The sequence below is a fragment of the Luteibacter sp. UNCMF331Sha3.1 genome, from assembly GCF_900109915.1.
Lineage (GTDB): Bacteria > Pseudomonadota > Gammaproteobacteria > Xanthomonadales > Rhodanobacteraceae > Luteibacter.
This window is the reverse complement of sequence record NZ_FOBU01000001.1, coordinates 1740314-1764998: the sequence shown is the minus strand read 5'-3', so window position 1 is coordinate 1764998 and position 24685 is coordinate 1740314. Positions and strand designations below refer to the sequence as shown.

The 24685-nt window shown below is 68.5% G+C and carries 19 protein-coding genes; 3 read left to right on the top strand and 16 right to left on the bottom strand.

Translation table 11 applies throughout. The annotated features are described in order from the left end of the window. Positions 1 to 90: 90 nt before the first annotated feature. Positions 91 to 3021, bottom strand: coding sequence for a bifunctional diguanylate cyclase/phosphodiesterase (locus BMX32_RS07785; RefSeq protein ID WP_089976509.1), 2931 nt, complete (start codon positions 3019 to 3021; stop codon positions 91 to 93). Between the two features lie 269 nt (positions 3022 to 3290). Between BMX32_RS07785 and BMX32_RS07780 the strand changes: the two genes are divergently transcribed. Beyond that, positions 3291 to 3824, top strand: coding sequence for an acyloxyacyl hydrolase (locus tag BMX32_RS07780; RefSeq protein WP_089976506.1), 534 nt, complete (start codon positions 3291 to 3293; stop codon positions 3822 to 3824). A gap of 70 nt (positions 3825 to 3894) precedes the next feature. Here the strand turns inward: BMX32_RS07780 and BMX32_RS07775 are convergent, their stop codons facing one another. The 5 genes from BMX32_RS07775 to BMX32_RS07755 all read right to left on the bottom strand — a co-directional run bounded on the left by BMX32_RS07775 (position 3895) and on the right by BMX32_RS07755 (position 9001). Beyond that, positions 3895 to 5427 carry a DHA2 family efflux MFS transporter permease subunit gene (locus BMX32_RS07775; protein WP_089976501.1) on the bottom strand — a complete coding sequence of 511 codons (1533 nt, stop codon included), beginning with the start codon at positions 5425 to 5427 and terminating at the stop codon, positions 3895 to 3897. Between the two features lie 73 nt (positions 5428 to 5500). Then, positions 5501 to 6712: an HlyD/EmrA/EmrK family protein gene (locus tag BMX32_RS07770; protein WP_089976497.1), complete on the bottom strand. Its 1212-nt coding sequence runs from the start codon at positions 6710 to 6712 to the stop codon at positions 5501 to 5503. A 23-nt stretch (positions 6713 to 6735) separates the two neighbouring features. Continuing rightward, complete coding sequence (locus tag BMX32_RS07765; RefSeq protein ID WP_089976494.1) at positions 6736 to 8196, bottom strand: efflux transporter outer membrane subunit; 1461 nt, start codon at positions 8194 to 8196, stop codon at positions 6736 to 6738. A gap of 24 nt (positions 8197 to 8220) precedes the next feature. Further along, positions 8221 to 8682: a MarR family winged helix-turn-helix transcriptional regulator gene (locus BMX32_RS07760; RefSeq protein ID WP_089976491.1), complete on the bottom strand. Its 462-nt coding sequence runs from the start codon at positions 8680 to 8682 to the stop codon at positions 8221 to 8223. A gap of 61 nt (positions 8683 to 8743) precedes the next feature. Next, positions 8744 to 9001 carry a hypothetical protein gene (locus BMX32_RS07755; protein WP_089976488.1) on the bottom strand — a complete coding sequence of 86 codons (258 nt, stop codon included), beginning with the start codon at positions 8999 to 9001 and terminating at the stop codon, positions 8744 to 8746. Positions 9002 to 9142: 141 nt separating this feature from the next. Between BMX32_RS07755 and BMX32_RS07750 the strand changes: the two genes are divergently transcribed. Then, positions 9143 to 9931, top strand: coding sequence for an AraC family transcriptional regulator (locus BMX32_RS07750; RefSeq protein WP_089976483.1), 789 nt, complete (start codon positions 9143 to 9145; stop codon positions 9929 to 9931). A 102-nt stretch (positions 9932 to 10033) separates the two neighbouring features. Here BMX32_RS07750 and BMX32_RS07745 read toward each other — a convergent pair whose 3' ends face one another. From BMX32_RS07745 to BMX32_RS07700, 10 genes are all read right to left on the bottom strand, one after another. After that, positions 10034 to 10372, bottom strand: a complete 339-nt coding sequence (locus BMX32_RS07745; protein ID WP_089976479.1) for a hypothetical protein — start codon at positions 10370 to 10372, stop codon at positions 10034 to 10036. Between the two features lie 147 nt (positions 10373 to 10519). After that, positions 10520 to 11218 (bottom strand): response regulator, encoded by a 699-nt coding sequence (locus tag BMX32_RS07740; protein WP_089976474.1) that lies wholly within the window; start codon positions 11216 to 11218, stop codon positions 10520 to 10522. Next, positions 11215 to 13875, bottom strand: coding sequence for a sensor histidine kinase (locus BMX32_RS07735; protein ID WP_089976471.1), 2661 nt, complete (start codon positions 13873 to 13875; stop codon positions 11215 to 11217). Before BMX32_RS07735 ends, BMX32_RS07740 begins: the two co-directional genes overlap by 4 nt. 103 nt (positions 13876 to 13978) lie before the next feature. Further along, positions 13979 to 14554, bottom strand: coding sequence for a potassium-transporting ATPase subunit KdpC (gene kdpC / locus BMX32_RS07730; RefSeq protein WP_089976467.1), 576 nt, complete (start codon positions 14552 to 14554; stop codon positions 13979 to 13981). Positions 14555 to 14565: 11 nt separating this feature from the next. Continuing rightward, positions 14566 to 15372, bottom strand: coding sequence for a TorF family putative porin (locus tag BMX32_RS07725; protein ID WP_089976463.1), 807 nt, complete (start codon positions 15370 to 15372; stop codon positions 14566 to 14568). Positions 15373 to 15397: 25 nt separating this feature from the next. After that, positions 15398 to 15583 carry a hypothetical protein gene (locus BMX32_RS07720; RefSeq protein WP_089976457.1) on the bottom strand — a complete coding sequence of 62 codons (186 nt, stop codon included), beginning with the start codon at positions 15581 to 15583 and terminating at the stop codon, positions 15398 to 15400. A 14-nt stretch (positions 15584 to 15597) separates the two neighbouring features. Then, entirely contained in the window at positions 15598 to 17670 is a 2073-nt protein-coding gene (kdpB, locus tag BMX32_RS07715; RefSeq protein ID WP_089976453.1) for a potassium-transporting ATPase subunit KdpB, read from the bottom strand. Positions 17671 to 17673: 3 nt separating this feature from the next. Further along, complete coding sequence (gene kdpA, locus BMX32_RS07710; RefSeq protein ID WP_089976449.1) at positions 17674 to 19395, bottom strand: potassium-transporting ATPase subunit KdpA; 1722 nt, start codon at positions 19393 to 19395, stop codon at positions 17674 to 17676. Next, complete coding sequence (gene kdpF, locus BMX32_RS07705) at positions 19392 to 19484, bottom strand: K(+)-transporting ATPase subunit F (RefSeq protein WP_089976445.1); 93 nt, start codon at positions 19482 to 19484, stop codon at positions 19392 to 19394. The genes kdpA and kdpF overlap by 4 nt, the downstream gene beginning before the upstream one ends. Before the next feature lie 316 nt (positions 19485 to 19800). Next, positions 19801 to 22215, bottom strand: coding sequence for a S9 family peptidase (locus BMX32_RS07700; RefSeq protein ID WP_089976441.1), 2415 nt, complete (start codon positions 22213 to 22215; stop codon positions 19801 to 19803). Positions 22216 to 22329: 114 nt separating this feature from the next. Between BMX32_RS07700 and BMX32_RS07695 the strand changes: the two genes are divergently transcribed. After that, positions 22330 to 24432: a prolyl oligopeptidase family serine peptidase gene (locus tag BMX32_RS07695; RefSeq protein ID WP_089976438.1), complete on the top strand. Its 2103-nt coding sequence runs from the start codon at positions 22330 to 22332 to the stop codon at positions 24430 to 24432. The last annotated feature ends 253 nt before the right edge of the window (positions 24433 to 24685 follow it).

The following is a 24685-nucleotide window of genomic DNA, read 5'->3' as shown; positions in this document are numbered from 1 at the left end:
GCGTCCCGGTGGGAGCCAGCCTGCTGGCGAAGGGTGCTCGCGGCAAGCACCCTTCGCCAGCAGGCTGGCTCCCACCCGAAGGTAACCGCGTCAGAGCGGAATGGGATCCAGACGAGACGTCCGCCCCAGATCCTGCACCGGCACGGGCCGCGAGAAGTAGAAGCCCTGCATGTCGATGCAGGCCTCGTCGAGCAACCAGCGGCGCTGGCGATCGGTTTCGACGCCTTCGGCGACCACCTGCAGGTTGAGGTTGCGGGCGAGGAACACGATCGAGCGGCAGATCGCGGTATCCACCTCGTCTTCCAGCAGGCGCGCGGTGAAGTGGCGATCGATCTTGATCTTGTCCAGCGGCAGGCGCGACAGATAGGTGAGGTTCGAGTAGCCCGTGCCGAAGTCGTCGAGCGCGATCGTCACGCCCATCGCCCGCAACTCGTGCAGGGTGCGGATCGCGCGCTCGGGCTCGTTCATGAAGGCGCTCTCGGTGAGCTCCAGTTCCAGCGCCGAGGCGCGCGCACCGGTTTCTGCCAGCGCGCGACGCACGTCGGCTACCAGATCGGTATGCACGAGTTGCTGCGCCGACACGTTGATCGCGATGCGGCAGTCGTGGCCGATGGTGTCGAGCACCAGCCGCTGCTGCCGGCATGCCTCGCGCAGGACCCACTGCCCGACGGGGACGATGGCGCCGGTTTCTTCCAGCAGCGGCACGAGCCGGTCGTTACCACGCAGGTCGCCGGGCGCGGACGGCCAGCGCAACAGCACCTCGACGCCCGTGATCGCGCCGCTCGTACCGTCGTGCTGCGTCTGCCAGGCCAGCGCCAGCTCGTCGTCGAGGTTCGCCTCGGACAGGCGCGTCAGCACGCTCAGCCGCGCCATCGCGGTGGCGTGCATCTCCGCGGAATAGCAACGCCATGCGTGCCGTCCGGAGCGCTTGGCGTCGTACATCGCCGTATCGGCGTTGCGGATCAGCGTGTCCGCGTCGGCGCCGTCGCGCGTGGCGAAGGCCACGCCGATGCTGCACTTCAGGCGCTGCAAGGTGCCGTCGACGGAGAGCGGCTCCTCGATGGCGCGCTGGAGGCGTGGAAGGATCTCGACCGCCTTCACGGGTGAACCGTCGAACGGCACCATCGCGACGAACTCGTCCCCGCCGAAGCGACCGACCTGCCCGACACCGTCGAGCACGTCGCCCAGCCGCAGGCTGACGTCGCGCAGGACCTGGTCGCCCAGCACGTGGCCGAGGGCATCGTTGATGACCTTGAAGTGGTCGAGGTCGATGAACATCACCATCAGCCCCGTCGAGTCCGCCACCGACTGCACGACCAGCGCGTCGAGACGTTCGCGCAGCGCGCGACGGTTCGGCAGGCCGGTGAGCTCGTCGTGCGTGGCCTGGTGGTTCAGCTGGTCTTCGTAGCGGCGCTGCTCCGTGACGTCGCGAATGATCGCCAGCGTGCCGACGCCGCGCGAGTCGCGGTAATCCGACAGCGCCAGCTCCGCTTCGAACGGCATGCCATAGGCCGGCTCGATCCACGCGGTGATGTTGGTGCCTTCGGGCGCGCCGCCGCGGAAGGCGTCGAGCGCTTCGGCGTCGAGGTAATCCTCGGCGCGCCGCCCCACGAGCGTCGTGGACGCGCCGCCGAGCCGTTCCTCCGCGAGCCGGTTCGCGTATTCGATGCAGCCCTCGCGCACGATCAGCAGCGGAAGCGGCATGCGCGCGAGGAGCTGGCGGTAGGCCGCCTCGCTCGCGGCGAGGTCGCGGTCGGTGTCCTGCAGGCGCTGCCGCGTTTCATGCAGCGCGGTGATCTCGCTGATGGTACCGGCGAGGATGAGGTGGCCTTCCTCGCTCACGATGCGCGCCGCGCGCAGGTTCACCCGCACCTCGCGACCGTCGGGGCGGCACAGCCTGTGCTCGCATTCGTACGGACCGTCGCCGTGGGAGAAAAGCTCCAGCCAGTCGACGATGGCCTGCTGGTCGTCGAGGTGTACCAGCTTGTAGTAGGTGCCGATGCGCCCGTCGAGCCGCTCCGGCGGCAGTCCGGTGATTTCGTGGACCTGGCCCGACCACGCGATCGTGCGTTCGGCGAGGTCGGCCTCCCACAGCCCGATGTGGCCGGTGCGCTGCACGTCGCCCAGGTGCCGCGCGCTGCGCGACAGCGCATCGACGAGCCGGGTCTGCCTGCGGTACGCACGGTCGAACAACGCGGCGAAGCCGTTGAGCAGGAAAACCAGCGCGAGCGTCGCCAGCATCGAGGGCCGGGCCTGCCGGACCCACTCGGCGAAGATGCCTTCGCGATCCATGGCGACCAGCGCCACGTACGGATAGTTCGCCGAGGCCTGCCACGCGTACAGCCAGGTGTCGTCCTCGTAGCGGCCCGCGCTTCCCGACGCGGGCGCCGGTCCGGTCCAGCGCGTCGACGCGGCCTCGCGATTGCTCACGAAGAACCGGCCATCCGGCGAGAACACGGACATCGCCGCGATACCGCCGAGCATGGAATGACGCATGCCGTCGCGCACACGCTCGGCGTCGATCACCGTGCCGAAGATGGCGGGCTGGGCCACGCGCGAATCGACGAGCACACGGATCGCCGGTGGCTCGGCGCCCTGCGCGTCGGTGATCGCGACCCGCACGCTGACGCCGAGCGCGGTCCGGCGCGGCGCGGCCAGCGCGCCGCGCCAGTTGGCGAGCGGCACGCTGGTCGAGGCGACCACCGCGCCGTCGGCGTCGAGGGCGACGAAGGTGGGCAGCTCGGGGTGGCGGGCCTGCACTTCCGACAACCGGATGTGCAGGGGGCCGGGATCGCCGCTGTCGATGGCGTTGCGCATGGCGAGCAGCGGCCCAAGGCTGGCCTCCGTGTACTGATCGAGCATGCGCACGGTGCCGATGGCCGACCCCGAGAGTTGCCGGTGGGCATTGCCCAGCATGCCGTGGTAGCTGTCGAGCTGAAGCAGGACGACGAGTGCCACGACGCCCACGGAAAGGGCGATCGACCCGGCCCATGCCGCGAGTCGCACGTAGCGGACGCGCATCCTCCTCGACATCGTCTCCGTCGTGCCTTCCACGTTGCCTGCGCCTCGCTGCCCGTTGCGGCCGTCCCTCGCGGACGGATCCCGTGGGTCTGTAACGGCCACGGCGCGGCGGCCTTGAACGCGGGATCGCGAAGAACGGCATGTCCGGCCAAGCCGTACGGGAACCCCGGGGCGAATAATTTGTCACCGCCCCCTTTTTTCACGCCGACTGAACACTATTTACCGAACGATTCAGTTCACAAACGTCCCACTACAAGGCTCACACCCCCATGCGCTCGTCCCGCCTCGCCCTTGGCGCTCTCGCCGCCCTATCGCTCGCCGCCGTCACCGTTCCCGCCGCCGCCCAGACGCACCTCGAAATCCAGGGCGGGCGCAGCTACATGAATTCCTACGGCACCAACGCGTTCTTCGCCGAGGCGGTCTTCGCACCCGAGGCCATGGGCCAGAGCCGATTCACCTGGTCGCCGGACGTGTCGATCGGCTACATCAAGGGCCGAGACATCGGTAAGTACCGCAACGCCGATCCCGGCACGACGGACGACATCTGGGTCGGCGCCCTGGGCGCACGCTTTCATTACGGCAGCGCCGGCGACTGGTACCAGCCGTTCTTCTTCAGCTTCCAGGTGGCGGGCACGGCCGGCGGCCGCACGCAGGCTCTGTCCAGCGGCTACGAATTCGTGAGCACGCTCGGCTGGCAGTACAAGAACGTCAGCTTCCAGGTCCGCCACATCTCGAACGGCAGCTTCCAGGAGCCCAACCGCGGCGAGACGATGGCGCTGGTCGGTTTCGGCTTCGACATCTGACGCCGGGTCGTCGCACAAGAAAAAAGCCGGCGCTTCGCAGCGCCGGCTTTTTTCGTTTCGTCGGGACGGGTCAGTGGCCGCCGGCCGCCGCGGCCGGGCCGCCCTTCGCCGTGAACGGCGGCTTGGCGAGCCACACCACGAGGATCAGCGCGAAGAACACGAACCCGAGCATGTAGAACACCTCGTTGAACGAGATCTGGTAACCCTGCTGCGTGATCATCTGGTTCACCGAGGCGGCAGCGAACTGCGGGTCGCCCTGCCCGATCTGCGTCAGCGTCTGCTGAGCCTGCGGGTTGAACGGCGTGATGTTCTCCGCCAGCCGCTCGTGGTGGACGATGGCGCGGTGGTCCCACATGAACGTGGTGAGCGATGCCGCGAAGCTACCACCCAGCGTGCGCAGGAACGTCGCCAAGCCGGAGCCCGCCGCGATCTCGCGCGGCTGCAGGTCGGACAGCAGGATCGTCAGCACCGGCATGAAGAACAGCGCCACGCCGAGACCCTGGATGAGCTGCACCATCGCCACGCTGTAGAAGTCGATCTCGAGGTAGAAGTCCGAGCGCATGAAACACGTCGCGCCCATTACCAGGAACGCGCCCGAGGCGAGGATGCGCAGATCGAACTTGTGCGCGTACTTGCCGACGAACGGCGTGAGGATCACGGGCAGGATGCCCAGTGGCGCCGCCGCGAAGCCCGCCCACGTGGACGTGTAGCCGACGTTGCGCTGCAACCACTGCGGCACGAGCAGGCCGATGGCGAAGAACGCGGCGTAGGCCAGCACGAGACACAATGTGCCCATCGCGAAGTTGCGATGCCGGAAGAGCTTCAGGTTGACGATCGGATCCTTGTCGGTGAGCTCCCAGATCAGGAACACGATGAGGCCGACGGCCGCGACGATCGACGTGACGACGATGAACGTCGACGAGAACCAGTCCTCGTCGTTGCCCTTGTCGAGCACCACCTGCAGCGCACCGACGCCGATGATCAGCGTGATCAGGCCCACGTAGTCGACCTTCGGCCGTTCCGTGGTTTCCGGGCGACCCTTCATCTGGTTCGCCACGACGAAGCTGGCGAAGATGCCGATCGGCACGTTGATGAAGAAGATCCACGGCCAGGTGTAGTTGTCGGTGATCCAGCCGCCGAGGATCGGACCCGCGATGGGCGCGACCACGGTGACCATCGCCAGCAGGGCGAGCGCCATGCCGCGTTTGGCCGGTGGATAGATCGAGATCAGCAGGCTCTGCGTGATCGGGTACATCGGGCCGGCGACCGCGCCCTGGATGGCGCGGAACAGGATCAGCATGCTCATGCTCTGCGCGATGCCGCACAGGAACGAAGCCAGCGAGAACAGCAGCGTCGCCCAGACGAACAGCTTGGTCTCGCCGAATCGCCGGGTGAGGAAGCCCGTGAGCGGCAACGCGATGGCGTTGCTCACCGCGAAGGAGGTGATGACCCAGGTGCTCTGGTTGGAACTGACGCCCAGGTTGCCCGCGATGGTGGGCAGCGAGACGTTCGCGATCGTGGTGTCGAGCACCTGCATGAACGTCGCGAGCGAGAGGCCGACCGTGGACAGCGCCAGATTGGGCGGTCGAAATTCGGTGCTCATGGAAAAGCCTGGTCGTGAGATGAGTGTCGCAACGGACGCCGCGATGGTCGGCGGCGTCCGTCCGGGCGGTTCCTTACTTCGGAGCCTTCTGCTGCTCGCCTTCGCCGGCGGACGCGTTCTCGTGGATCACCTTCGCGATCTCGTCGTCGACGCCGTCCAGGCGGTGGTCGTACACGTCGGTCGAGAACTCCGGCTTCGCCGGCGACTTCTGCGCGAGCAGGGCGCCGCCCTGGTCGTGCAGCGACACGGTCACCTTCGTCGAGAGGCCCAGGCGCAGCGGCTTCTGGTCGAGCTGCTTCGGATCGGTGAAGACCACGCGCACCGGCACGCGCTGCACGATCTTGATCCAGTTACCCGTGGCGTTCTGCGCGGGCAGCAGGGAGAACGCGCTGCCGCTGCCGATGCCGAGGCTGCGGATCGTCGCCTTGTAGACGATGTCGCTGCCGTACACGTCGGCCGTCACGTCCACCGGCTGGCCGATGCGCATGTGGGTGAGCTGCGTTTCCTTGAAGTTGGCGTCGATCCATACCTCGTGCAGCGGCACGACGGCCATGAGGGCGGCACCGGGCTGGACGCGCTGGCCGAGCTGCACCGAACGCTTGGCGACGTATCCGTCCACCGGCGCGACGATCTTCGAACGGGCGAGGTCGAGATACGCGGAACGCAGTTTCGCGGCGGCGGCGCGCACGTCGGGGTGCGACGCGACGACGGTGTCGTCGACGAGCACCTTGCTCGTGCTGTACGACTGGCGGGCAGAGGCGAGGCTGCCCTCCGCCGAGGTCAGCGTGTCGAGCGCGTGCGAGAGTTCTTCCGCCGAGATGGCGCCGGACTTGGCGAGGTCGCGACGGCGGTTGTAGTCGGCGCGCGCGCGGTCGACCGCGGTCTGGCGGACGGAAACGTCCGCCTGCGCGGAGGTCACGTTGTTGTACAGGCCGCGGACGCGACGCACCGTGTTCGCCAGTTCGGCGCGTGCGCTGAGCACCGCGATCTGCGCGTCGCTGTCGTCGAGCTTCACCAGCAGGTCGCCCTTGTGGACGAGGTCGCCGTCGTCGGCCGTGATGGACAGCACGGTGGCGGCGATCTGCGGCGTGATCTGCACGACGTTGCCGTTGACGTACGCGTCGTCGGTGTCTTCATACCAGCGACCGTCGACGAAGTACCAGACCGTCCAGCCGATACCGGCCAGCACGAGCACGAGGACGAGCAGCTTGAGGAAGAAGCCGCGGCGGCTCTTCGGTGGCGGTACCACGACGGCGCCGGCGGGGGCAGTGTTTTCTTGGGACATCGGAATGGCCTCGGGACGAGTTCTTAGTTGTTGGCCGGCGTGGCGCTGGCGACCGGCTGGTCGCCCGCCTCGGGACGGAAGCCGCCGCCGAGCGCCTGGATCAGTTGGACGGAGGTATCGACCTGCTGCGCGCGGAGCGCGGCCATGCGCTGCTGTGCCTGGAGCAGTTGCTGACGCACGATCAGCGATTCCAGGTAGCTGCCGACGCCGGCCTTGTAACGCTGCTGCGAAAGGTCGTACGCCTGCTGCGCGGCGTCCTGCGCGCGCTGCTGGGCGGCGATCTGCGTGCCGAGCGAATCGAGGCCCGACAGGTCGTCGGCGACCTCGTTGACCGCGCCGACGAGGATCTTGTTGTACTGCGCGACGGCGAGATCGTAGTCGGCGTCCTTGCCCGCGAGATTCGCGCGCAGACGGCCGCCATCGAAGATCGGCAGGCTGAAGGCGGGCAGGATCTGGGCGAAGCGGGCGTGCGCGGAAAACAGGTTCTCGGAGCCCGGGGCGACCTGCGCGGCGAGGATGCCGAGGGTCACGTTGGGCAGGAATTCCGTCTTCGCCGCCGCGATGTTCTTCGACGCCGCTTCGACGCGCCAGCGCGCGGCGACGAGGTCGGCACGACGGCCGAGGATATCGGCCGGCAGATTCGCGGGCACCGCGACCACCGATGGCGTGAGCGTGGCGGGACGCGCGATGTCGAGGCCGCGATCCGGACCCTTGCCGAGCAGCACGCTCAGCGCGCTGCGCGCGCTGTCGATGGCCCGCTCGGCCACGGCCACTTCGCGTTCGGCGGTCGCGAACTCGCTGTCGGCCTGCTTCACCTGGATCTGGTTGTCGACACCGGCGGCGACGCGCTGACGGGTCAGGTCGCGCGACGCGCTGCTGCGGTCGAGCTCGGCCTTCGCCACGTCGAGCTGCGTGAACGCGTAGCCGAGCTGCACGTAGGCGCGTGCGACATTGGTGGAGATCTCGATACGCGCGGCGCGCGCGTCGATCTCGCTGGCGCGCTGCGCGCCGACCGCGGCTTCCCACGCGTCGCGCTTGCCGCCCCAGAGATCGAGATCCCAGCTGAAGTCGCCGTAGCCGTACTTGGTCCAGCCGAAGTGGTTGCCGAGGGGCGCCGGGAAGATGGTGCCGGGCAGGTGCGCGCCGGCGACACCGCCGCCGACGCCGAAGGTCGGGTCGCGCGCGGCATCGGCCGCGCCCGACTGGGCCTGCGCCTGACGCACGCGGGCGTCGACCGAGGCGAGATCGGGGTTGCCCTTGAGCGCTTCGTCGATCAGGCCGTTCAGCTGGCTGTCGCCGAGACCCGTCCACCAGTCGGCGGCCGGCCAGTTGGCCGGGGAGACCTGGGCCTTCGCAAGGCTGCGGTCGGCGTGAAGGGTCGACGGATCGGTCAGCTGGCCCTGCGGCTCGAGCCCACGGCTGGTCACGCAGCCGGAAAGGATCAACGCGGCCCCGACGGCCGCCACGAGAGTGTGCAGACGCATGAGTTTTTCGCCTCGGCGGTTAGATCAAGGTTTGTCGCGGAGCGCGCGGAGGACGCGCCCCAGGTAATCGTGCAGCCGCTCGCGCTCTTCGGCGGAGAGATCGCGCTGGGCGCGTTCGAGCGTGCCCGCGTTGGTCTCGTGCAGGTGGCGGAACAGCGCCACGCCGGCTTCCGTCAGTTCGATGCGCAACGCGCGGCGATCCTGCTCGTGCGGCTGCCTGCGGAGGTAGCCCTTGGACTCGAGCTGGTCGAGCTGGCGCGTCATGGCGCCACCATCCAGATCGACCGCCCTGGCCAGCTCCGTCGCCGACATCGGTCCCTGCATGGACAGCCGTTTCAGCATGTGGAACTGGGTGAACTTCAGGTCGACGCCCAGCCGTGCGAGGTCGGCCTCGATGGCGCGCACGATCTCGGCACGGACCGAGCCGATCAGCACACCCAGGCTGTCTCGCCCGTCGGGCGAGATAAGGCATTCGACCTTGTTCATGCCGCATATTCTATTGCCCACAGGATAGTTGTCAAGGCAAATATGCGTATTGCATTTATTGTCAGGTATGAATCGGTTCATCCTCGTCGGCGAGCAGGGCGGCAAGCGCCGTGTCCCTGACCGCGAAGAGGTCAAACACGCCGAGCGCGCGAAGCGTCGGCAGCTGGGCCAGAAGGCGGGTTTCCAGGCGCCGGACCTGTTCCTCCGGGGTGGACGGGTCGAGCATGGCGTGCGCGCAGGCGACGAAGGTCAGCAGGGCATCGCCGGCCTCCCGGCCTTCGCCGAGGTCGCTGTAGTCGGGGGTAACGAGACGGATCATGGGGCATTCCCTCCGTTCGGGGTCCCGCACGCACCACGCTGGCGTCGGGGCGGGACGTATAGTTGGGAATGCAAATGTTAGCCATGGAAGGTTTAGGCCTGATATCGTCACTTGGCCAAGTTATGTCGAGGAACGGCCAACATGCTCAACGACGACCTCCATGCCCTGCTGGAAAGCGCCGAGGGGCCGCCGCTCGTGGCGTACGAGGCACGCGGCGAGATTCCGCTCGAGGAGACGGACTGGCACAGCCACGTACGCGGCCAGTTCTTCTACGTCGAGCAGGGGCTGGTGATCACGCGTACCGAGCACGGATCGTGGCTGCTGCCGCCGCATCGCGCGGGCTGGATGCCACCGGGCGAGCGGCACACGGTGAGCATCGCGGGGCCGAGTCACGCGTGGGGTGTGTTCATCGCACCCTGCGCCGCGGCCGGGCTGCCCGACAAACCGTGCGTCTTCGGCGTGAACGATCTTTTCCGCGCCATCGTGAAGCGCGCCGCGAGCTGGCCCCTCGACGCGCCGGCGGATCCCGCGCGCGATCGGCTGTTCGCCGTGCTGCTCGACGAGATGCGCCGCGCGCCGGTCGAGGAACTGCATCTGCCATGGCCCGTCGACCGGCGCCTTCGCCGCATCGCGATGGCGATGTTCGAACGTCCCGACGACACGCGCGGCATCGACGAATGGGCCAGCTGGGCCGGCATGTCGGTACGCACGCTCACGCGCCTGTTTCGCCAGGAGACGCAGTGCAGCGTGGCGCAGTGGCGACAGCAGGCGCGCCTCGCCTGCGCGCTGGAGCGGCTGGCGAAGGGCGAGCCGGTGTCGAACGTATCCGACGCGCTCGGCTACGCCACGCCGAGCGCGTTCGTGGCGATGTTCCGCAAGGCCTTCGGCGATTCCCCGGGACGGTATCTGGCGAGGCAGGCGTTGGGCTAGCGGCGCCCAGGCAAGCACCCATCGCGGCCGAGGCCGCTCCCACAGCGAGCCGATGTGCACTGGGGGAGCGGCCTCGGCCGCGACGGGCTTGCGACAGCTCGCCTAGTTCACCGGCTTGCACATCCACAGCGCCTCGAACGTGTACGCCACGCCACTCTGCCGTTCCACGACATCGACCGCGATACGGCCGTGCCGCCAGTCGCCGTGCGTCCCCGGGGAGCTGACGTCGTAGCACGAACGCTGGGTTTCGTAATTGCCGCGCTCGGGATGGGTCATGGCGACTTCTTCCGCGCGGCATTGCGCGAGCGCTTCGTCGTGCGTGGGCAGCGTTCGTTCGCCCGCGACGAAGTGCTCGCCGGCGCAGTCGACCGCGGCGGCCTGGGCAGCCGGCGCGAACGCACCGACGACGAGGAACAGATGGACGACGATCGCTCTGCGCATGCAACACTCCTTCTTCTGGGAGTGCGGAGCGTCGTCGCATGCCGCAGCCGCGCCTATCGGACAAATCTGAAAAAACGCCTCAATACGCCGCGATGTGACACGAATCACGTGCGGCCGGCTTGCAATGAAAACCGCGTGAGCGTGTCGTCAATGTGCCGGGAAGCGGTACCCGACACCCGGCTCGGTCTTCAGCCAGCGTGGCGACGCGGGATCGTCGCCGAGTTTCTGCCTCAGCTTTCCCATCACGATGCGGAGGTAATGCGTGTCCTGCGTATGCGTGGCCCCCCACACCTCGCGCAGGATCTGCTGCTGGCCGACGACGCGACCGGGATGCCTCACCAGCAGCGACAGCACGGCGAACTCCTTGCGGGTGAGCGCGACGATCGCGCCATCGACGACCACCTCGCGTCGCGCGAGGTCGACCGACAGCGCGCCGTCGTCGTAGCGGACCGGGACCTCGGCCTGCCCGCCCTTGGCGCCCTGGCGCAGCAGCGCGCGGACACGCGCCATCAGTTCCTGGATGCCGAACGGCTTGGTCACGTAATCGTTCGCGCCGAGGTCGAGCGCCTTCACCTTTTCGCTTTCGGCATCGCGTACCGACAGCATCAGCACGGGCACCTCGCTCCACTGGCGGATCTCGCGCAGGACGTCGTGACCTTCGCGATCCGGCAGGCCGATATCGAGGATCACCACGTCGGGCGACTGCGTGGCCGCGAGTGCCAGCCCCTGATCGCCCGTCTCGGCGAGCAGCACCTGATAGCCCTCGGCGCGGAGGCCGATGTCGAGGAAGCGGCGGATCTGGGCTTCGTCGTCGATCACCAGCACGCGGGGGGCGGTCGTGTTCATCGGGTCTCGTCGGGGGGATCGGTCAGGGGCAGCGAGATACGCATGGTCGTGCCGCCGCCGCTCTGGGGCAAGGCCTCGACGCTGCCACCGTGCGCGCCGATCATGCCGCGGCAGATCGCGAGCCCCAGACCCGTGCCCTGCCCGCCGCGGTCGCCGCGCGTGACCGAGTAGAACATGTCGAAGATCAACGCCCGCTCTTCTTCCGGAATGCCGGGGCCGCGATCGTTGACGTCCACGAGCAGGCGCCCGGCTTCGCGGCGCACGACGACGCGCACGGCCTGGTCAGGCGGCGAGAAGCGGGCGGCGTTCTCCAGGATGTTGAACAGCGCCTGCTCGATCAGCGCCGGATGCACGTGCAGCAGCACGGTCTCGCGGGGGAGCTGCACGTCGATGCGCGTGTCGGGGAACGTGCGGCGCATGCGCGCCACGGCGGCGGCGACGACTTCGCCGGCGTCGATCCAGTCGCGATGCAGCGTCAGCGTGCCGTGCCCGAGTCGCGTCATGTCGAGCAGGTTCTGGATGTAGCGATCGAGGCGCTGGCCCTCGCCGAGGATCGCCTGCAGGAGCGCCGCCCGTTCCTCGGGCGGCAGCCGCGCGTCGTAGCTGAGCAGCGTGCCGGCCGACCCGATCATCGAGGCGAGCGGCGAACGCAGGTCGTGGGACACCGACGAGAGCAGCGCGTTGCGCAGGCCTTCCGTCTCCGCCTGCACGCGTGCGGTTTCCAGCGCGGAGGCGAGCCTGGCGCGCTCCAGCGCCTGCCCGATGTCCTGGACCATGGCGAGCGCGAGACCGCGACGGTCGGCGTCGGGTTCGCGCTGCGTCGCCGGGAAACGAAGCGCGACGACGCCGGCGGGCTGCGCTTCGCCGCTCAACGGGAGCATCCAGCAGGACGCGGCGTGCAGCGTGTCGGTGTAGCGTCCCGCGGGTTCGCCGTGGCCGTCGCACCAGTCGGCGGCGGCGGCGTCCTGCGGGGTGAGGTCGAACGCGGCGGGCGCGAAGACCTCGGCCACGAGCGCACGCGACGCGTCGCGCGCGAGAATCGCCACGTCGGCGTCGAGCGCCCGGGCCACGGCTCGCGCGCCGACCGTGCGCACCGCTGCCGAGTCGGCGGCGGTGGCGAGCTGCTGACCGAGCGCGACGAGTGTGCGCGCACGCACCTGCGCGGCGCGCAGCGACTGGACCTGGCCGGCAAGACGGGTGGCGAGGCGGCTGCAGACGAGCGCCGCGACGAGGAATAGCACCACGGCGAGCACGTCGTCGGCGTTGGCGATCACCAGCGTGTATCGCGGCGGCGCGAAGAAGAAGTTGTAGCCGAAGAAGCAGAGCAGCGCCGTGTAGACGGCGACGGCCATGCGCGTGCGCGCCGCCACGAAGAGGACGGCGGTGAGGAAGATGAGCGAGAGGTTGGCGACCGACAGGAAGCGATCCGCGACGAACGAGAGCGCCATCGCGACGACCGTGGCGACGGTCGCGAGGGCGTATTCGCGACGGGTACCTCCGTCGTCGCCCAGACGCAGGCGATGGCGCGCGCGTGCGCGCTCGGCCGGCGTGGCGACGATCGTGAGCTCGAGGTGCGCGGCACGGCGCAGCAGGCGCTGCGTCAGCGAATAGCCGAGGCGCCGCGCGACGGGGCGTTCGCGCGTGCGGCCGACCACGATCTGGCCCACCCCTTCGCGATCGGCCCACGCGAGCAGCTCGTCGGCGATCGCGTGACCGCGCAGGATCACCTCCTCGCCGCCGAGCCGGCGCGCGAGGCGCATCGCGGCGTCCACCCGCTCGCGTCGCTGCGCCACCGTGCGGCCGCGGTCGACGAAGACCACGCTCCACGGCGCGCCGCGCCGTTCCGCGATACGGCGCGCGACACGCACCAGGTAATCGCTCTGCGTCGATCCGTCGATCGCGACCATCACACGGCGCCGCACGGGCATCGCACCGCCGCGCGCGAGCATGTGGTCGCGCAGGTCGTTGTCCACGTGGGCGGCGACGGTCTCGACCGCGAGTTCGCGCAACGCGGCCAGATTGGTCGGCGAGAAGAACGCGTCGAGCGCCACGGCCGCCGTTTCCGGCACGTAGACCTTGCCCTGGCGCAGGCGCGCGATGAGCTCGCGGGGCGGCAGGTCGACCAGCACGATGTCGCGCGCGCGGTCGAGGAACGCGTCCGGCACGGTTTCGCGCACGGCCACGCCGGTGATGCGACGCACCTGGTCGTTGAGGCTCTCGAGGTGCTGCACGTTCAGCGCGGTATAGACCTCGATGCCCGCGTCGAGCAGCTCGGCGATGTCCTGCCAGCGCCGGGTGTGCCGGCCTCCGGGCAGGTTGGTGTGGGCGAGCTCGTCGACGAGGATCACCGCCGGACGGCGGACGAGCGCCGCCTCCAGGTCGAATTCCCGAAAGTCGCGACCCGCATGGCGCACGACACGCGTCGGCAGCACCTCGACGCCGTCGACGAGCGCGGCCGTTTCGGCGCGGCCGTGCGTCTCCACCAGGCCGATCACCACGTCGACCCCCTGCCGGCGGAGATCGCGCGCGGCGGCGAGCATCGCGTAGGTCTTGCCGACCCCCGGCGCGGCACCGAGGAAAACCTTCAGGCGCTGGCCGTCCTCGGCGTTCACCGAGTGGAGCAAGGCATCGGCACGGGCATCGCGGGAGTCGGTCATGGGAGGTCGATAAGGCTATGAAGCGAAGCGTAGCGGATCGATCGGAACAAAAGCCTGCCTGGTGGGAGCCAGCCTGCCGGCGAAGGGCTCCCACCCTGTCTCCCTAACGTCCCGTGGCATCCAGCGCCATGTTCAGCTCCAGCACGTTCACCCGCGGCTCGCCGAGCACGCCCAGCTGCCGCCCCTTCGTATGCGCGTCCACCAGCGCCTCGACCTTCGCGACGTCCATGCCACGCGCTCGTGCGACGCGCTTCACCTGGTAGCGCGCCGCGGCCGGCGAGATCTCCGGATCGAGCCCGCTGCCCGACGCGGCCACCAGTTCGACGGGAACGGGCGCGTCGTTACCGGGGTCGGCCTTGCGCAATGCATCGATGCGCTGCTTCGCCGCGTCCGTCAGCGCGGGATTGGTCGGGCCGAGGTTCGAGCCGGACGACGCCGCGGGATTGTTCGGTCCGGGCGACGTCGCCGAAGGGCGCGACCAGAAGTAACCCGGCTGGGTGAACGACTGGCCGATCAGGGAGGAGCCCGCCAGCACTCCGTCCTTCTTGACGAGGCTACCGTTCGCCGCGGCCGGGAACAGTACCTGCGCGACGCCAGTGGCTGCCAGCGGATAAAGCACGCCGGTCACCGCCGTCAGCAGGAGGAACAGCACGACCGCTTGTCTGATGAGTCTGCTCATGACGATATCCCTCAAAACGTGCCCTGGAACATGACGATGCCGCGGGTTCCCCCGACGTCACGCGTGTCGTTGCCGTTGACGAAACTCGAGACGCGACCGTAGACGGCCTCGTTGGTGGCCCGCGTCAGGCCGGCACTGAGCGACCAGTGCTGGGCGATCTGGTACTTGATCGTCGCCGAGTAATCGCTGTAGTCCGGGTCACGCGCGCCATTCGGAAGCGGCGTGGCGTAGCGCGACGTGTAATGCGTGTGACCAGCGTGGACTGCCAGCGACCACGCGTCGGACAACGGGAATGCCGCGTCGAGCTGCACGTAGCCGGTGCCACGCGTGTCGCCCTTGTAACCCTGCCCCGTGTCGGCGGCGAAGTAATCCGTCAGCGAGCGGTTGTACTTGAGCGTGAACTGTCGCCACGTGATCGCCGCGTTCGCCTCCGTCGTGTCGAAGGAGCGCGACGGCAGACCGGCCTCGTCCAGATTGGCGCCGGGGTAGAGGTACGCGTACACACCGACCCGCCACGACCAGTCCTCGTCGATGGGACGCCCGAAGCTGGCGTAGAGGTCCCATTCCATCGAGCCGCCGGGATAGCTCCTGTCACTGATGCTTGAAGCCCAGGTGCCCGCCGCGAAGCCGGACGGATGGCTGTAATCGGCGCCGCCCTGGATCGCGGGATGGCCCCAGGTCTGGGTGAGGCCACGGAACACGTAGTCGTTCACCACGGCCACGTTACCGGTAACCGGCGGCGCGTCCTCCGCCTGGACGGCAGCGGCGAGCGGGAGCGAAGCAAAGGCCAGGGAAAGGGCCAGCGAAGCGAATTTCATGATCGACTCTTGAGATGGATTGAAATCAGATGCCGGCGTAGCCGCCGAGCGTGTATTCGTCGTCGAGCGTGGTGGCACGCTCCGGCACGAGGCGCAGCGGTACCGGCGCAGGCGCTTTCGCGGCCGCCGCGGCGTCGGGCGCCACGACATGGACCTCCATGTCCAGGTCGGCGCGGTCGTCGATGAAAACGGTGAGCTTCACGGAATGCATGGAGTGACCTCGGTTCACGCCAGTCCGATGAGGACCAGCAACATGTCGATCGCCTTGATGCCGATGAACGGCACGATCGCGCCACCCAGCCCGTAGACGAGCAGGTTCCGGCGCAGCAGCGCGGCGGCGCCCAGGGCGCGATACGCCACGCCCTTGAGGGCGAGTGGGATGAGGAAGACGATGATCAGCGCGTTGAAGATCACCGCGGACAGGATCGCGCTCTGCGGCGTCGCGAGATGCATGACGTTGAGGCGGTCCAGCGCCGGGTAGGTCGTCGCGAACGCGGCCGGAATGATCGCGAAGTACTTCGCGATGTCGTTGGCGATGGAGAACGTGGTGAGCGCGCCGCGCGTGATCAGCATCTGCTTGCCGATGCCCACGACCTCGATCAGCTTGGTGGGATTCGAATCGAGATCCACCATGTTGCCGGCTTCCTTCGCCGCCTGCGTGCCGCTGTTCATCGCGACGGCGACGTCGGCCTGCGCGAGCGCGGGGGCGTCGTTGGTGCCGTCGCCGCACATCGCTACGAGACGATTCTCGGACTGCATGTCGCGGATCAGCTTCAGCTTCGCCTCCGGGGTCGCTTCGGCGAGGAAGTCGTCCACGCCGGCTTCCGCCGCGATGGCCGCCGCGGTCAGCGGGTTGTCGCCCGTGATCATCACGGTGCGGATACCCATGCGGCGCAGCTGCGCGAAGCGCTCCTTGATGCCGTCCTTGACGATGTCCTTCAGCTCGACGACGCCGAGGGTGAGCGAGCCGTCCACGACGACGAGCGGCGTCGCGCCACGACGGGCGATCTCTTCCGTCATGCGGCGGACCAGTGGCGGCAGGTGGCTGTCCTGCGTGTCGAGGTAGCGTTCGACCGCATCCATCGCACCCTTGCGGATGTGCCGGCTGCCGACGTCGACGCCGCTCATGCGGGTCTGCGCGGTGAACGGTACGAACACGGCACGGCTGTCGTCGGCGCGGCGCTCGGCCCAGCCGAACGTCTTCGCCGCGAGCGCCACGATGCTGCGCCCTTCGGGCGTCTCGTCGGCACGCGACGCGAGATCGGCCGCCTCGGCGAGCTCGCGTTCCTCGATGCCCGGCGCCGGGTGGAAGGCGACGGCCTGGCGGTTGCCAAGGGTGATCGTGCCGGTCTTGTCGAGCAGCAGCACGTCGACGTCGCCGGCGGCCTCGACGGCGCGGCCGGAGGTCGCGATCACATTGGCGCGGATCATGCGATCCATGCCGGCGATGCCGATGGCCGAGAGCAGGGCGCCGATCGTGGTGGGAATGAGGCACACGAGCAGGGCGACGAGCACGGTCAGCGTGATCGGCTGGCCGACGCCGGCGGCCTGCACGCTGTAGATGGAGTACGGCAGCAACGTGGCGCAGGCGAGCAGGAAGATGAGCGTGAACTTCGCCAGCAGGATCGTCAGCGCGATCTCGTTCGGCGTCTTCCGGCGCGAAGCGCCCTCGACCATCGAGATCATCCGGTCGAGGAAGCTCTCGCCCGGGTTGCTGGCGATCTTCACCACGAGCCAGTCGGACAGGACGCGGGTACCGCCGGTCACCGCACTGCGGTCGCCGCCCGATTCGCGGATCACCGGCGCGGATTCGCCGGTGATGGCGCTCTCGTCGACACTCGCCGCGCCGACCACGACATCACCGTCGCCCGGCACGATGTCGCCGGCTTCGACGAGTACGTAATGACCCGAACGCAGTTCGCTCGACGGCGTGAAGATGACCGGCGAGCCGCGTTCCGGCTGCGTCAGACGCTTCGCCAGCACGTCACGCCGCGAACCGCGCAGCGCGTCAGCCTGGGCCTTGCCGCGGCCTTCGGCGAGGGCTTCGGCGAAGTTGGCGAAGAGCAGGGTGAACCAGAGCCACAGGGCGACCCAGAAGATGAAGCCCGCCGGTGCTTCGCCGTGGCCGGTCAGCGCCTGCACCCAGAGGAGGGTGGTCAGCACGCTGCAGACGAAGACGACGAACATCACCGGATTGCGGAACTGCAGGCGCGGCGAGAGCTTGAGGAACGCGTCCTTGAGGGCGCGCGTCACCAGCGCGCGGTCGAAACCGCGCGGTACGGAGGCATGGGTAGTCATGGATCAATGGCCCGTGGCGGACATCAGTTGTTCGACGATCGGCCCGAGGGCCAGCGCCGGGAGGAAGGTCAGCGCGCCGACCACGATCACCACGCAGGCGAGCAGCGTGACGAAGAGCGGCGTGTGGGTCGGCAGGGTGCCCGCGGTGACGGGCACCGCGCGCTTCGCGGCGAGCGAGCCGGCCATGGCCAGCATCGCGATCGCCAGCGGGAAACGCGCCAGGAACATGCAGATCCCCAGCAGGACGTTCCAGAACGGCGTGTTCGCCGAAAGACCACCGAAGGCGCTGCCGTTGTTGTTCGCGGCCGACGTGACGGCGTAGAGCATTTCACTGAAGCCGTGCGCGCCGGGATTGGCTACGCCCGCATAGCCGGCTGGCGCCACCACGGCGATCGCGGTGCAAACCACCACGAGCGCACAGGGAATCAGCACCGCGAGGCTCGCCATCTTCATTTCGTGCGCCTCGATCTTCTTGCCGAGGTACTCGGGCGTGCGGCCGACCATCAGGCCTGCGATGAAGACGGCCACCACGGCGAACGCGAGCATGCCGTACAAGCCCGAACCGACGCCGCCGAACACCACTTCGCCCAGCTGCATCAGCCACATGGGTACCAGGCCGCCCAGGGGCGTCAGCGAGTCGTGCATCGCGTTCACCGCGCCGCACGAGGCGGCCGTGGTGATCGCGGCGAACAGGCCGGACGTGGCGATGCCGAATCGCGTTTCCTTGCCTTCCATGTTGCCGCCCGCCTGCAGGGCACTTGCCTGCGCATCGACGGCGAGCCCATGGAACGCCGGGTTGCCGGCCTGTTCGGCGGCCACGAGCCCGATCGTCAGCGGAACGAAAAGGAGCAGCATGGTGGCCAGGATCGCCCAGCCCTGGCGGCGATCGCCGACCATGCTGCCGAACGTGTAGCAAAGTGCCGCCGGAATGATGAAGATCGCGAGCATCTCGATGAAGTTCGAGAACGGCGTCGGGTTTTCGAACGGATGCGCGGAGTTGACGTTGAAGAAACCGCCGCCGTTGGTGCCGAGCATCTTGATGGCGATCTGCGAGGCGGCCGGACCCATCGGAAGCGACTGCTTGCCGTGCTCCAGCGTGGTCGCGTCGAGATACGGGACCAGATTCTGCACCACACCCTGCGACACGAGCAGCAGTGCGATGATGAACGACAGGGGCAGCAGCACGTAGAGCGTGGCGCGGGTCATGTCGACCCAGAAATTGCCGACGGCCGAGGCGCCGCGACGCGCGAAGCCGCGGACGACGGCGATGAGCACGGCGATACCTGTCGCCGCCGAGAGGAAGTTCTGCACCGCGAGGCCGAGGGCCTGCGTGAGATAGCTCATCGTCGACTCGCCCGCATAGCCCTGCCAGTTCGTGTTGCTGGCGAAGCTGATGGCGGTATTCATCGCCGAGTCGGGCGACACGGCACCGAAGTGCTGCGGGTTCAGGGGCAGCCACTGCTGCGTCCGCTGCAGGAGGTATACCGCCGCGATGCCGGCCACGTTGAAGACGAGCATGGCGATGGCATAGCGCTTCCAGCCCATGTCCTCGTCCGCGCGGATGCCCGCGAGGCGATAGAGCAGGCGTTCGGTACCGGCGCCCGCGCGCGTGACGCGGTTGGGTTCGTCGGCGAACACGAGCGCCATGTACTGGCCGGCGGGCTTCACCAGCGCCAGCAACACGGCGAGGAACAGGCCGATCTGGAGAAAGTCGTTCGCGGTCATTCGAACCACTCCGGCTTGAGGAGGGCCACGCAGAGATAACCCGCGAGCAGGGCCGCGACGATCGCGGCGATCACATAGGAAAGGGTCATGGCGATGCCTCAGCGACGACCGAGCCGGTCGCAGATCATGAGGAAGCCGATCGTCAGTGCCGTGAGGACGACGAGGAGGAGGACGTACAGGAATTCCACGGGAGCGTTCCGTCGGGGGTAACGGCGCGCATTGTTCGCCTTACGCGATATTTACGGCGTATCGCGGCGGGGCGGGGGCGTAACGTTTGCGTAAATTCTCTGGTGGGAGGCCGTGTCGCGAAGACCGATCGCCTCGCCGTGGGCCCCGGCGTACGCCGGGGCGACGAGCTTTCGTCATACCGGCGTAAGCCGGTATCCACGGCGGCTACACCCGGTGTTACTTCGCGGCGGCGGGTTCCAGCCTGTCGCGGAAGAGTTCGTCGATGCGGCGGTATTCGTCGTACCACGAGTCCGCGTGCACGAACGAATGGCGCTCCAGCGGATAGAGCGACATCCAGAAGTTCTTCTTGTGCAGCTCGATGAAGCGCTGGTACAGGCGGATGGAATCGCTGGCGAGCACGTTGTCGTCGATCAGGCCGTGCTCGATCAGCAGCGGGTCGGCGAGCGCCTCGGCGTACTGGATCGGCGAACTCACCTTGTACGCCTCCGGATCGATCTGGGGATCGTTGAGGATGTTCGACGTGTACTCGTGGTTGTAGCTGGTCCAGTCCGTCACCGGGCGCAGGGCGGCACCGGCCGCGAATTCGCCGGGCGTGCGCAGCAAGGCCATCAGCGTCATGAAGCCGCCGTAGCTGCCGCCATAGATGCCGACGCGCTTCGGGTCGACGCCATGCTCCTTCACCAGCCACGCCTTGCCGTCGAGCAGGTCGTCGAGTTCGGGGTGGCCCATCTGCCGGTAGATCGCCGTGCGCCAGTCGCGGCCGTAGCCCCTGGATGCGCGGTAGTCCATGTCGAGCACCACGTAACCGCGCTGCACCAGCAGGTTGTGGAACATCTGCTCGCGGAAATACGCCGGGTACGACAGGTGCACGTTCTGCAGGTAGCCCGCGCCATGGACGAAGATCACGGCCGGTCGCGACGCGGCGGCCGCGGCATCCGCCGGGCCGTAGAACTTCGCCCAGATCCTTCCCGCGCCGTGCTGCGACGGCACCGGCACGATCGTCGGTGCGATCCATTCGCGCGCCTTGAATCCCGGCTTGCGCGTATCGGTCAGGTCGCGGGCGTCCGACCCGTCCACGCCGATCGTGGCGAGCTGCGACGGGACGTACGACGACGAATGCAGCACGGCGAGACGGCGGCCGTCCGGCGACAGGGCGAAGTCGTCGAGGCCTTCGTACGTGGTGACGCGCGTGAGTTCGCCGCCCTGCACGGGCACGCTGTAGACGTCGTAACTGTACGGCGCCACCTTGTTGGTGCGCACGTAGAAGCGGGTGCCGTCCGGGCTGAGCACCGGGTGATCGACTTCGAACGCGCCCTTCGTCAGCGCCGTGGCCTTGCCACCGCGAGGCCGCACGTAGAGCTGCGCGTAGCCGGATTCTTCGCTCAGGTACCACAGGGTGCGTCCGTCGCGCAGCCAGCCGAAGTCGTTGCCGTCCCAGTTGATCCAGGCCTTGTCGGTGAGGCGGTGCTGGCTCACCAGCGCGTGGCGGTCGAAGTCCACCGTGGCGATCCAGCGATCCTTGTTGTCGATCGCGCGCAGCTGCACGGCGACCTCGTGGCCGTCGTCGCTCCAGACGATGCCGGGGCTGTACTCCGCGTTGACGATGACGGGCCGCTTCTTCGGAGCGGCCAGGGCATCCGCGCGATCGGTCTTGCCCTCCTTGCGCAGCGCGGCGACCGCCTTCGCACGAAGCGCGGCCAGCGGGTCGTCGCCGATGCCCGGCAGGGTCGCGGTGTCGAGGTCGTAGCTGGCATGCGTCGTCAGGTCGAGCAGGCGCAGCGATTGCGGCGCGGGGTCGTTGCGGCCGACGTAGCTGCGCGTGGCCTCGGGCTCCGCGTAACCCGAATCGGTGACGTAGTGCGTGAGATCCGCGATCTTGCCCGCATCGGCGTCTTTCGCCTGCGTGACGACCAGCAGCCAGCGACCGTCGGGCGACAGCGATGTCGTGGCGACCGCGACGTTCTTGCCGAGCCAGAATGGCTTCGGCATACGGCCCGGATCGGCGGCCGCGAGTGCGTCGGCATCGGCAGCCATGGCGTCCTCGTCCGCGCGGAGACCGCGCAGCGTCTTGAACAGCGACTGCTGCTCGTCGCTCAGGCCGTCCGAGGGCTTCGTCTTCGGATCGTCCTTTTCTTCCAGCACCGCGGCCTGGGTGACGGGACCGCCGTTCACGGCATAGGCGAACCAGTCCTTGTCGGCCCGGAAGGTCAGCAGCCGGCCGTCCGCCGAAAAGCGCGGCTCGCTTTCCTTCGCGGCGGTGCGCGTCACCTGCACCGTGGCCCCGCTGGCGAGATCACGCAGGAACACGTCGCCGTGCCGGACGAATGCCGCGCGGCGATGATCGCGGTCGAACACCGCTCCGGCGCCGTCCGCCTGCACGGCCGCCGCGGGAGCGAGGCGCTCGGGCGCACCGCCACCCGCCGCCGCGCGCCAGAGGTCTCGCACGGGGCTGCCGTCGCGCTTGAGCGAGTAGTAGACCTGCGCGCCGTCGACGCTCCAGTACGCGTCTTCCACCGGCGACCCGATCCAGTCCGGGTCGGCCATGATCGTTTCCATGTCCAGCGGCGGCGTCGCGGCAAGCGCCGGGGCGGCGGCGAGGACGGTGAGAAGGGCGGCGACGAGGACGCGCATGGAGGGTTCCGGCAGCGGTGAATCGAGAAAGGATACTGGTTGTTGGTGGGAGCCAGCCTGCAGCCCGGTGCGGCCCTTTGCTACGCTCGGCCATCCTCCCCGGGAGTCCACCCCATGCGCGCCATCGTTCCTCGCCTTCTCGCCGTCAGCCTGTTCCTCGCCTTCGGCGCCCATGCCGCCTCGACCACGCCGCCGGCCACCCCGAAGCACGTGGTGTCGGAGACGCTCGCCGGGCAGGCCGTGACGGATCCGTACCGCTGGCTGGAAAATCCCACCGCGCCCGAGGTCACGAAGTGGATCGAGGCGCAGAACGCATACACCGAGGCAACCATCGGCGCGATGCCGCTGGGCAAGGAACTGAGCGCGCGTATCCGCGAGCTGGCCATCACCTCGACCACGCGATCGTCACCGACGCTCGCTGGCGGCACGCTGTTCTATTTCGAGAACACACCGCCGCAGCCGCAGCCTGTACTGGTGGCGAAGGCCTGGCCGGATGGCGCCACCCGCACCCTCGTCGATCTCAACAAGGGCGACGGCAACACCGCGATCACTGCCTACTGGCCGTCACCGAGCGGTCGCTTCCTCGCCTACGGTACGGCCGAAGGCGGCAGCGAGCTGACGACGATCCACATCCTCGACACCACGACCGGCAAGCCGCTGGCCGACGAACTGCCCTGGGCGGGCGGCGGCACCACGCCACAGGCGCTGGCGTGGGACGCCGACGAGAAAGGCGTGACCTACGCGCGCTTCGCGACGCCGGGCAAGGCGAAACCGCTGCGCGAGTTCGACGCCTATCTGGCGCACCACACGATCGGCGAGCCGGCGGCGAAGGATAAGACGGTGTTCGGCAAGGACTATTCGCACGTCGCCGAATACATCCTTCTCGACAGCGAGGGCGGCAGGTCGACCGCCCTGCTTGCCAACGAGGGTGACGGCGGTCCCGCCGACGTCTTCGTTCGCGAAGGCCAGGGCACGTTCCGCAAGGTCCTCGATCAGAAAGCGGACGCCCGCTCGGCGAGCTGGGTCGGCGACCGGCTCTTCGTCGTCACCTTCGCCGGGGCGCCGCGCGGCAAGGTCGTCGCCATCGGTGCCGACGGCAAGCCGGTCGACGTGCTCCCCGAAGGCAAGGGCGCGATCCAGCACGTGACCGCGCTCGGCGATGGTTTCCTGGTCGTGCGCAGCGCCGGTCCCGACTGGTGGGCCGACCAGTACGACGGAAAGGCGGCGTTCGTTCGCCGCGTGCCGCTGCCGGCAACGGGCGTGGCGATCGGTGGCGTCGCCGCCGAGAAGGGACAGAGCAAGGCGCTGATCACCTATGCGGGCTGGACGCAACCGACACGCTGGGCGGAATACGACGGTGCCAACGGCTCCATCCGGACGATCTTCGAAGTGAAGCCCGCCGCGGATTATTCGAAGGTGCGCGTCACCCGTGTCGAAGGCACCTCGAAGGATGGCAGCAAGATCCCGGTGACGGTGATCTCGATGGACGGCGTCACGCCAAATGGCAAGCGTCCGACGATCCTCTACAGCTACGGCGGCTTCGGCATTCCCGTCACGCCGGGCTTCATCGGCCCGAATCTCGCGTGGATCGAGCGCGGCGGCGTGCTCGCCTACGCGAACATCCGCGGTGGCAACGAGTTCGGCGAAGCGTGGCACGAGCAGGGCCAGAAGCTGCGCAAGCAGAACGTGTTCGACGATTTCTACGCGGCATCGCAGGCGTTGATCGATGCGAAGTGGACCGACACGAAACACCTCGGCATCCTCGGCGGCAGCAACGGCGGCCTACTGATGGGTGCGGCGCTGACGCAGCATCCGCAGCAGTTCCGCGCCGTCGTCGGTTCCGTCGGCATCTACGACGTGCCGCGCCACGAGACCGCGTTCGCGAATGGTCCGTACAACGTGAGCGAGTACGGCACGGTCGTCGATCCGGAACAGGCGAAGGCCACGCTGGCGTATTCGCCCCTGCACAACGTGAAGAAGGGCACGTCGTATCCGGCGGTGCTGCTCACCACGGGCGCCAACGATCCGCGCGTGGCGCCGTGGCAATCGCGCAAGTTCGCCGCCGCCCTGCAGGATGCGAGCACCTCGGGCCAGCCCGTGCTGCTGCTGACCCGCATGAACGCGGGCCACGGTATCGGCGCCCCCTTCAGCCAGCGCGTGGGTAACGCGGCGCTGTCGATGACGTTCTTCGCGACCGAGCTGGGTCTGGGCGAATAACGTCCGTCGCGAGTTCGCCAGCAGGCTGGCTCCCACCCTTCGGTAGGCAAGGTGGAAGCCCGCCCGCTGGCGATCCCGCGGCAGCGGGCAACCTTCCGGCCTTCGGCATGCATGGTGGGAGCCAGCCTGCTGGCGATCCCGCGGCAGCGGGCAACCTTCCGGCCTTCGGCAGGCATGGTGGGAGCCAGCCTGCTGGCGATCCCGCGGCAGCGGGCAACCTTCCGGCTTTCGGCAGGCATGGTGGAAGCCAGCC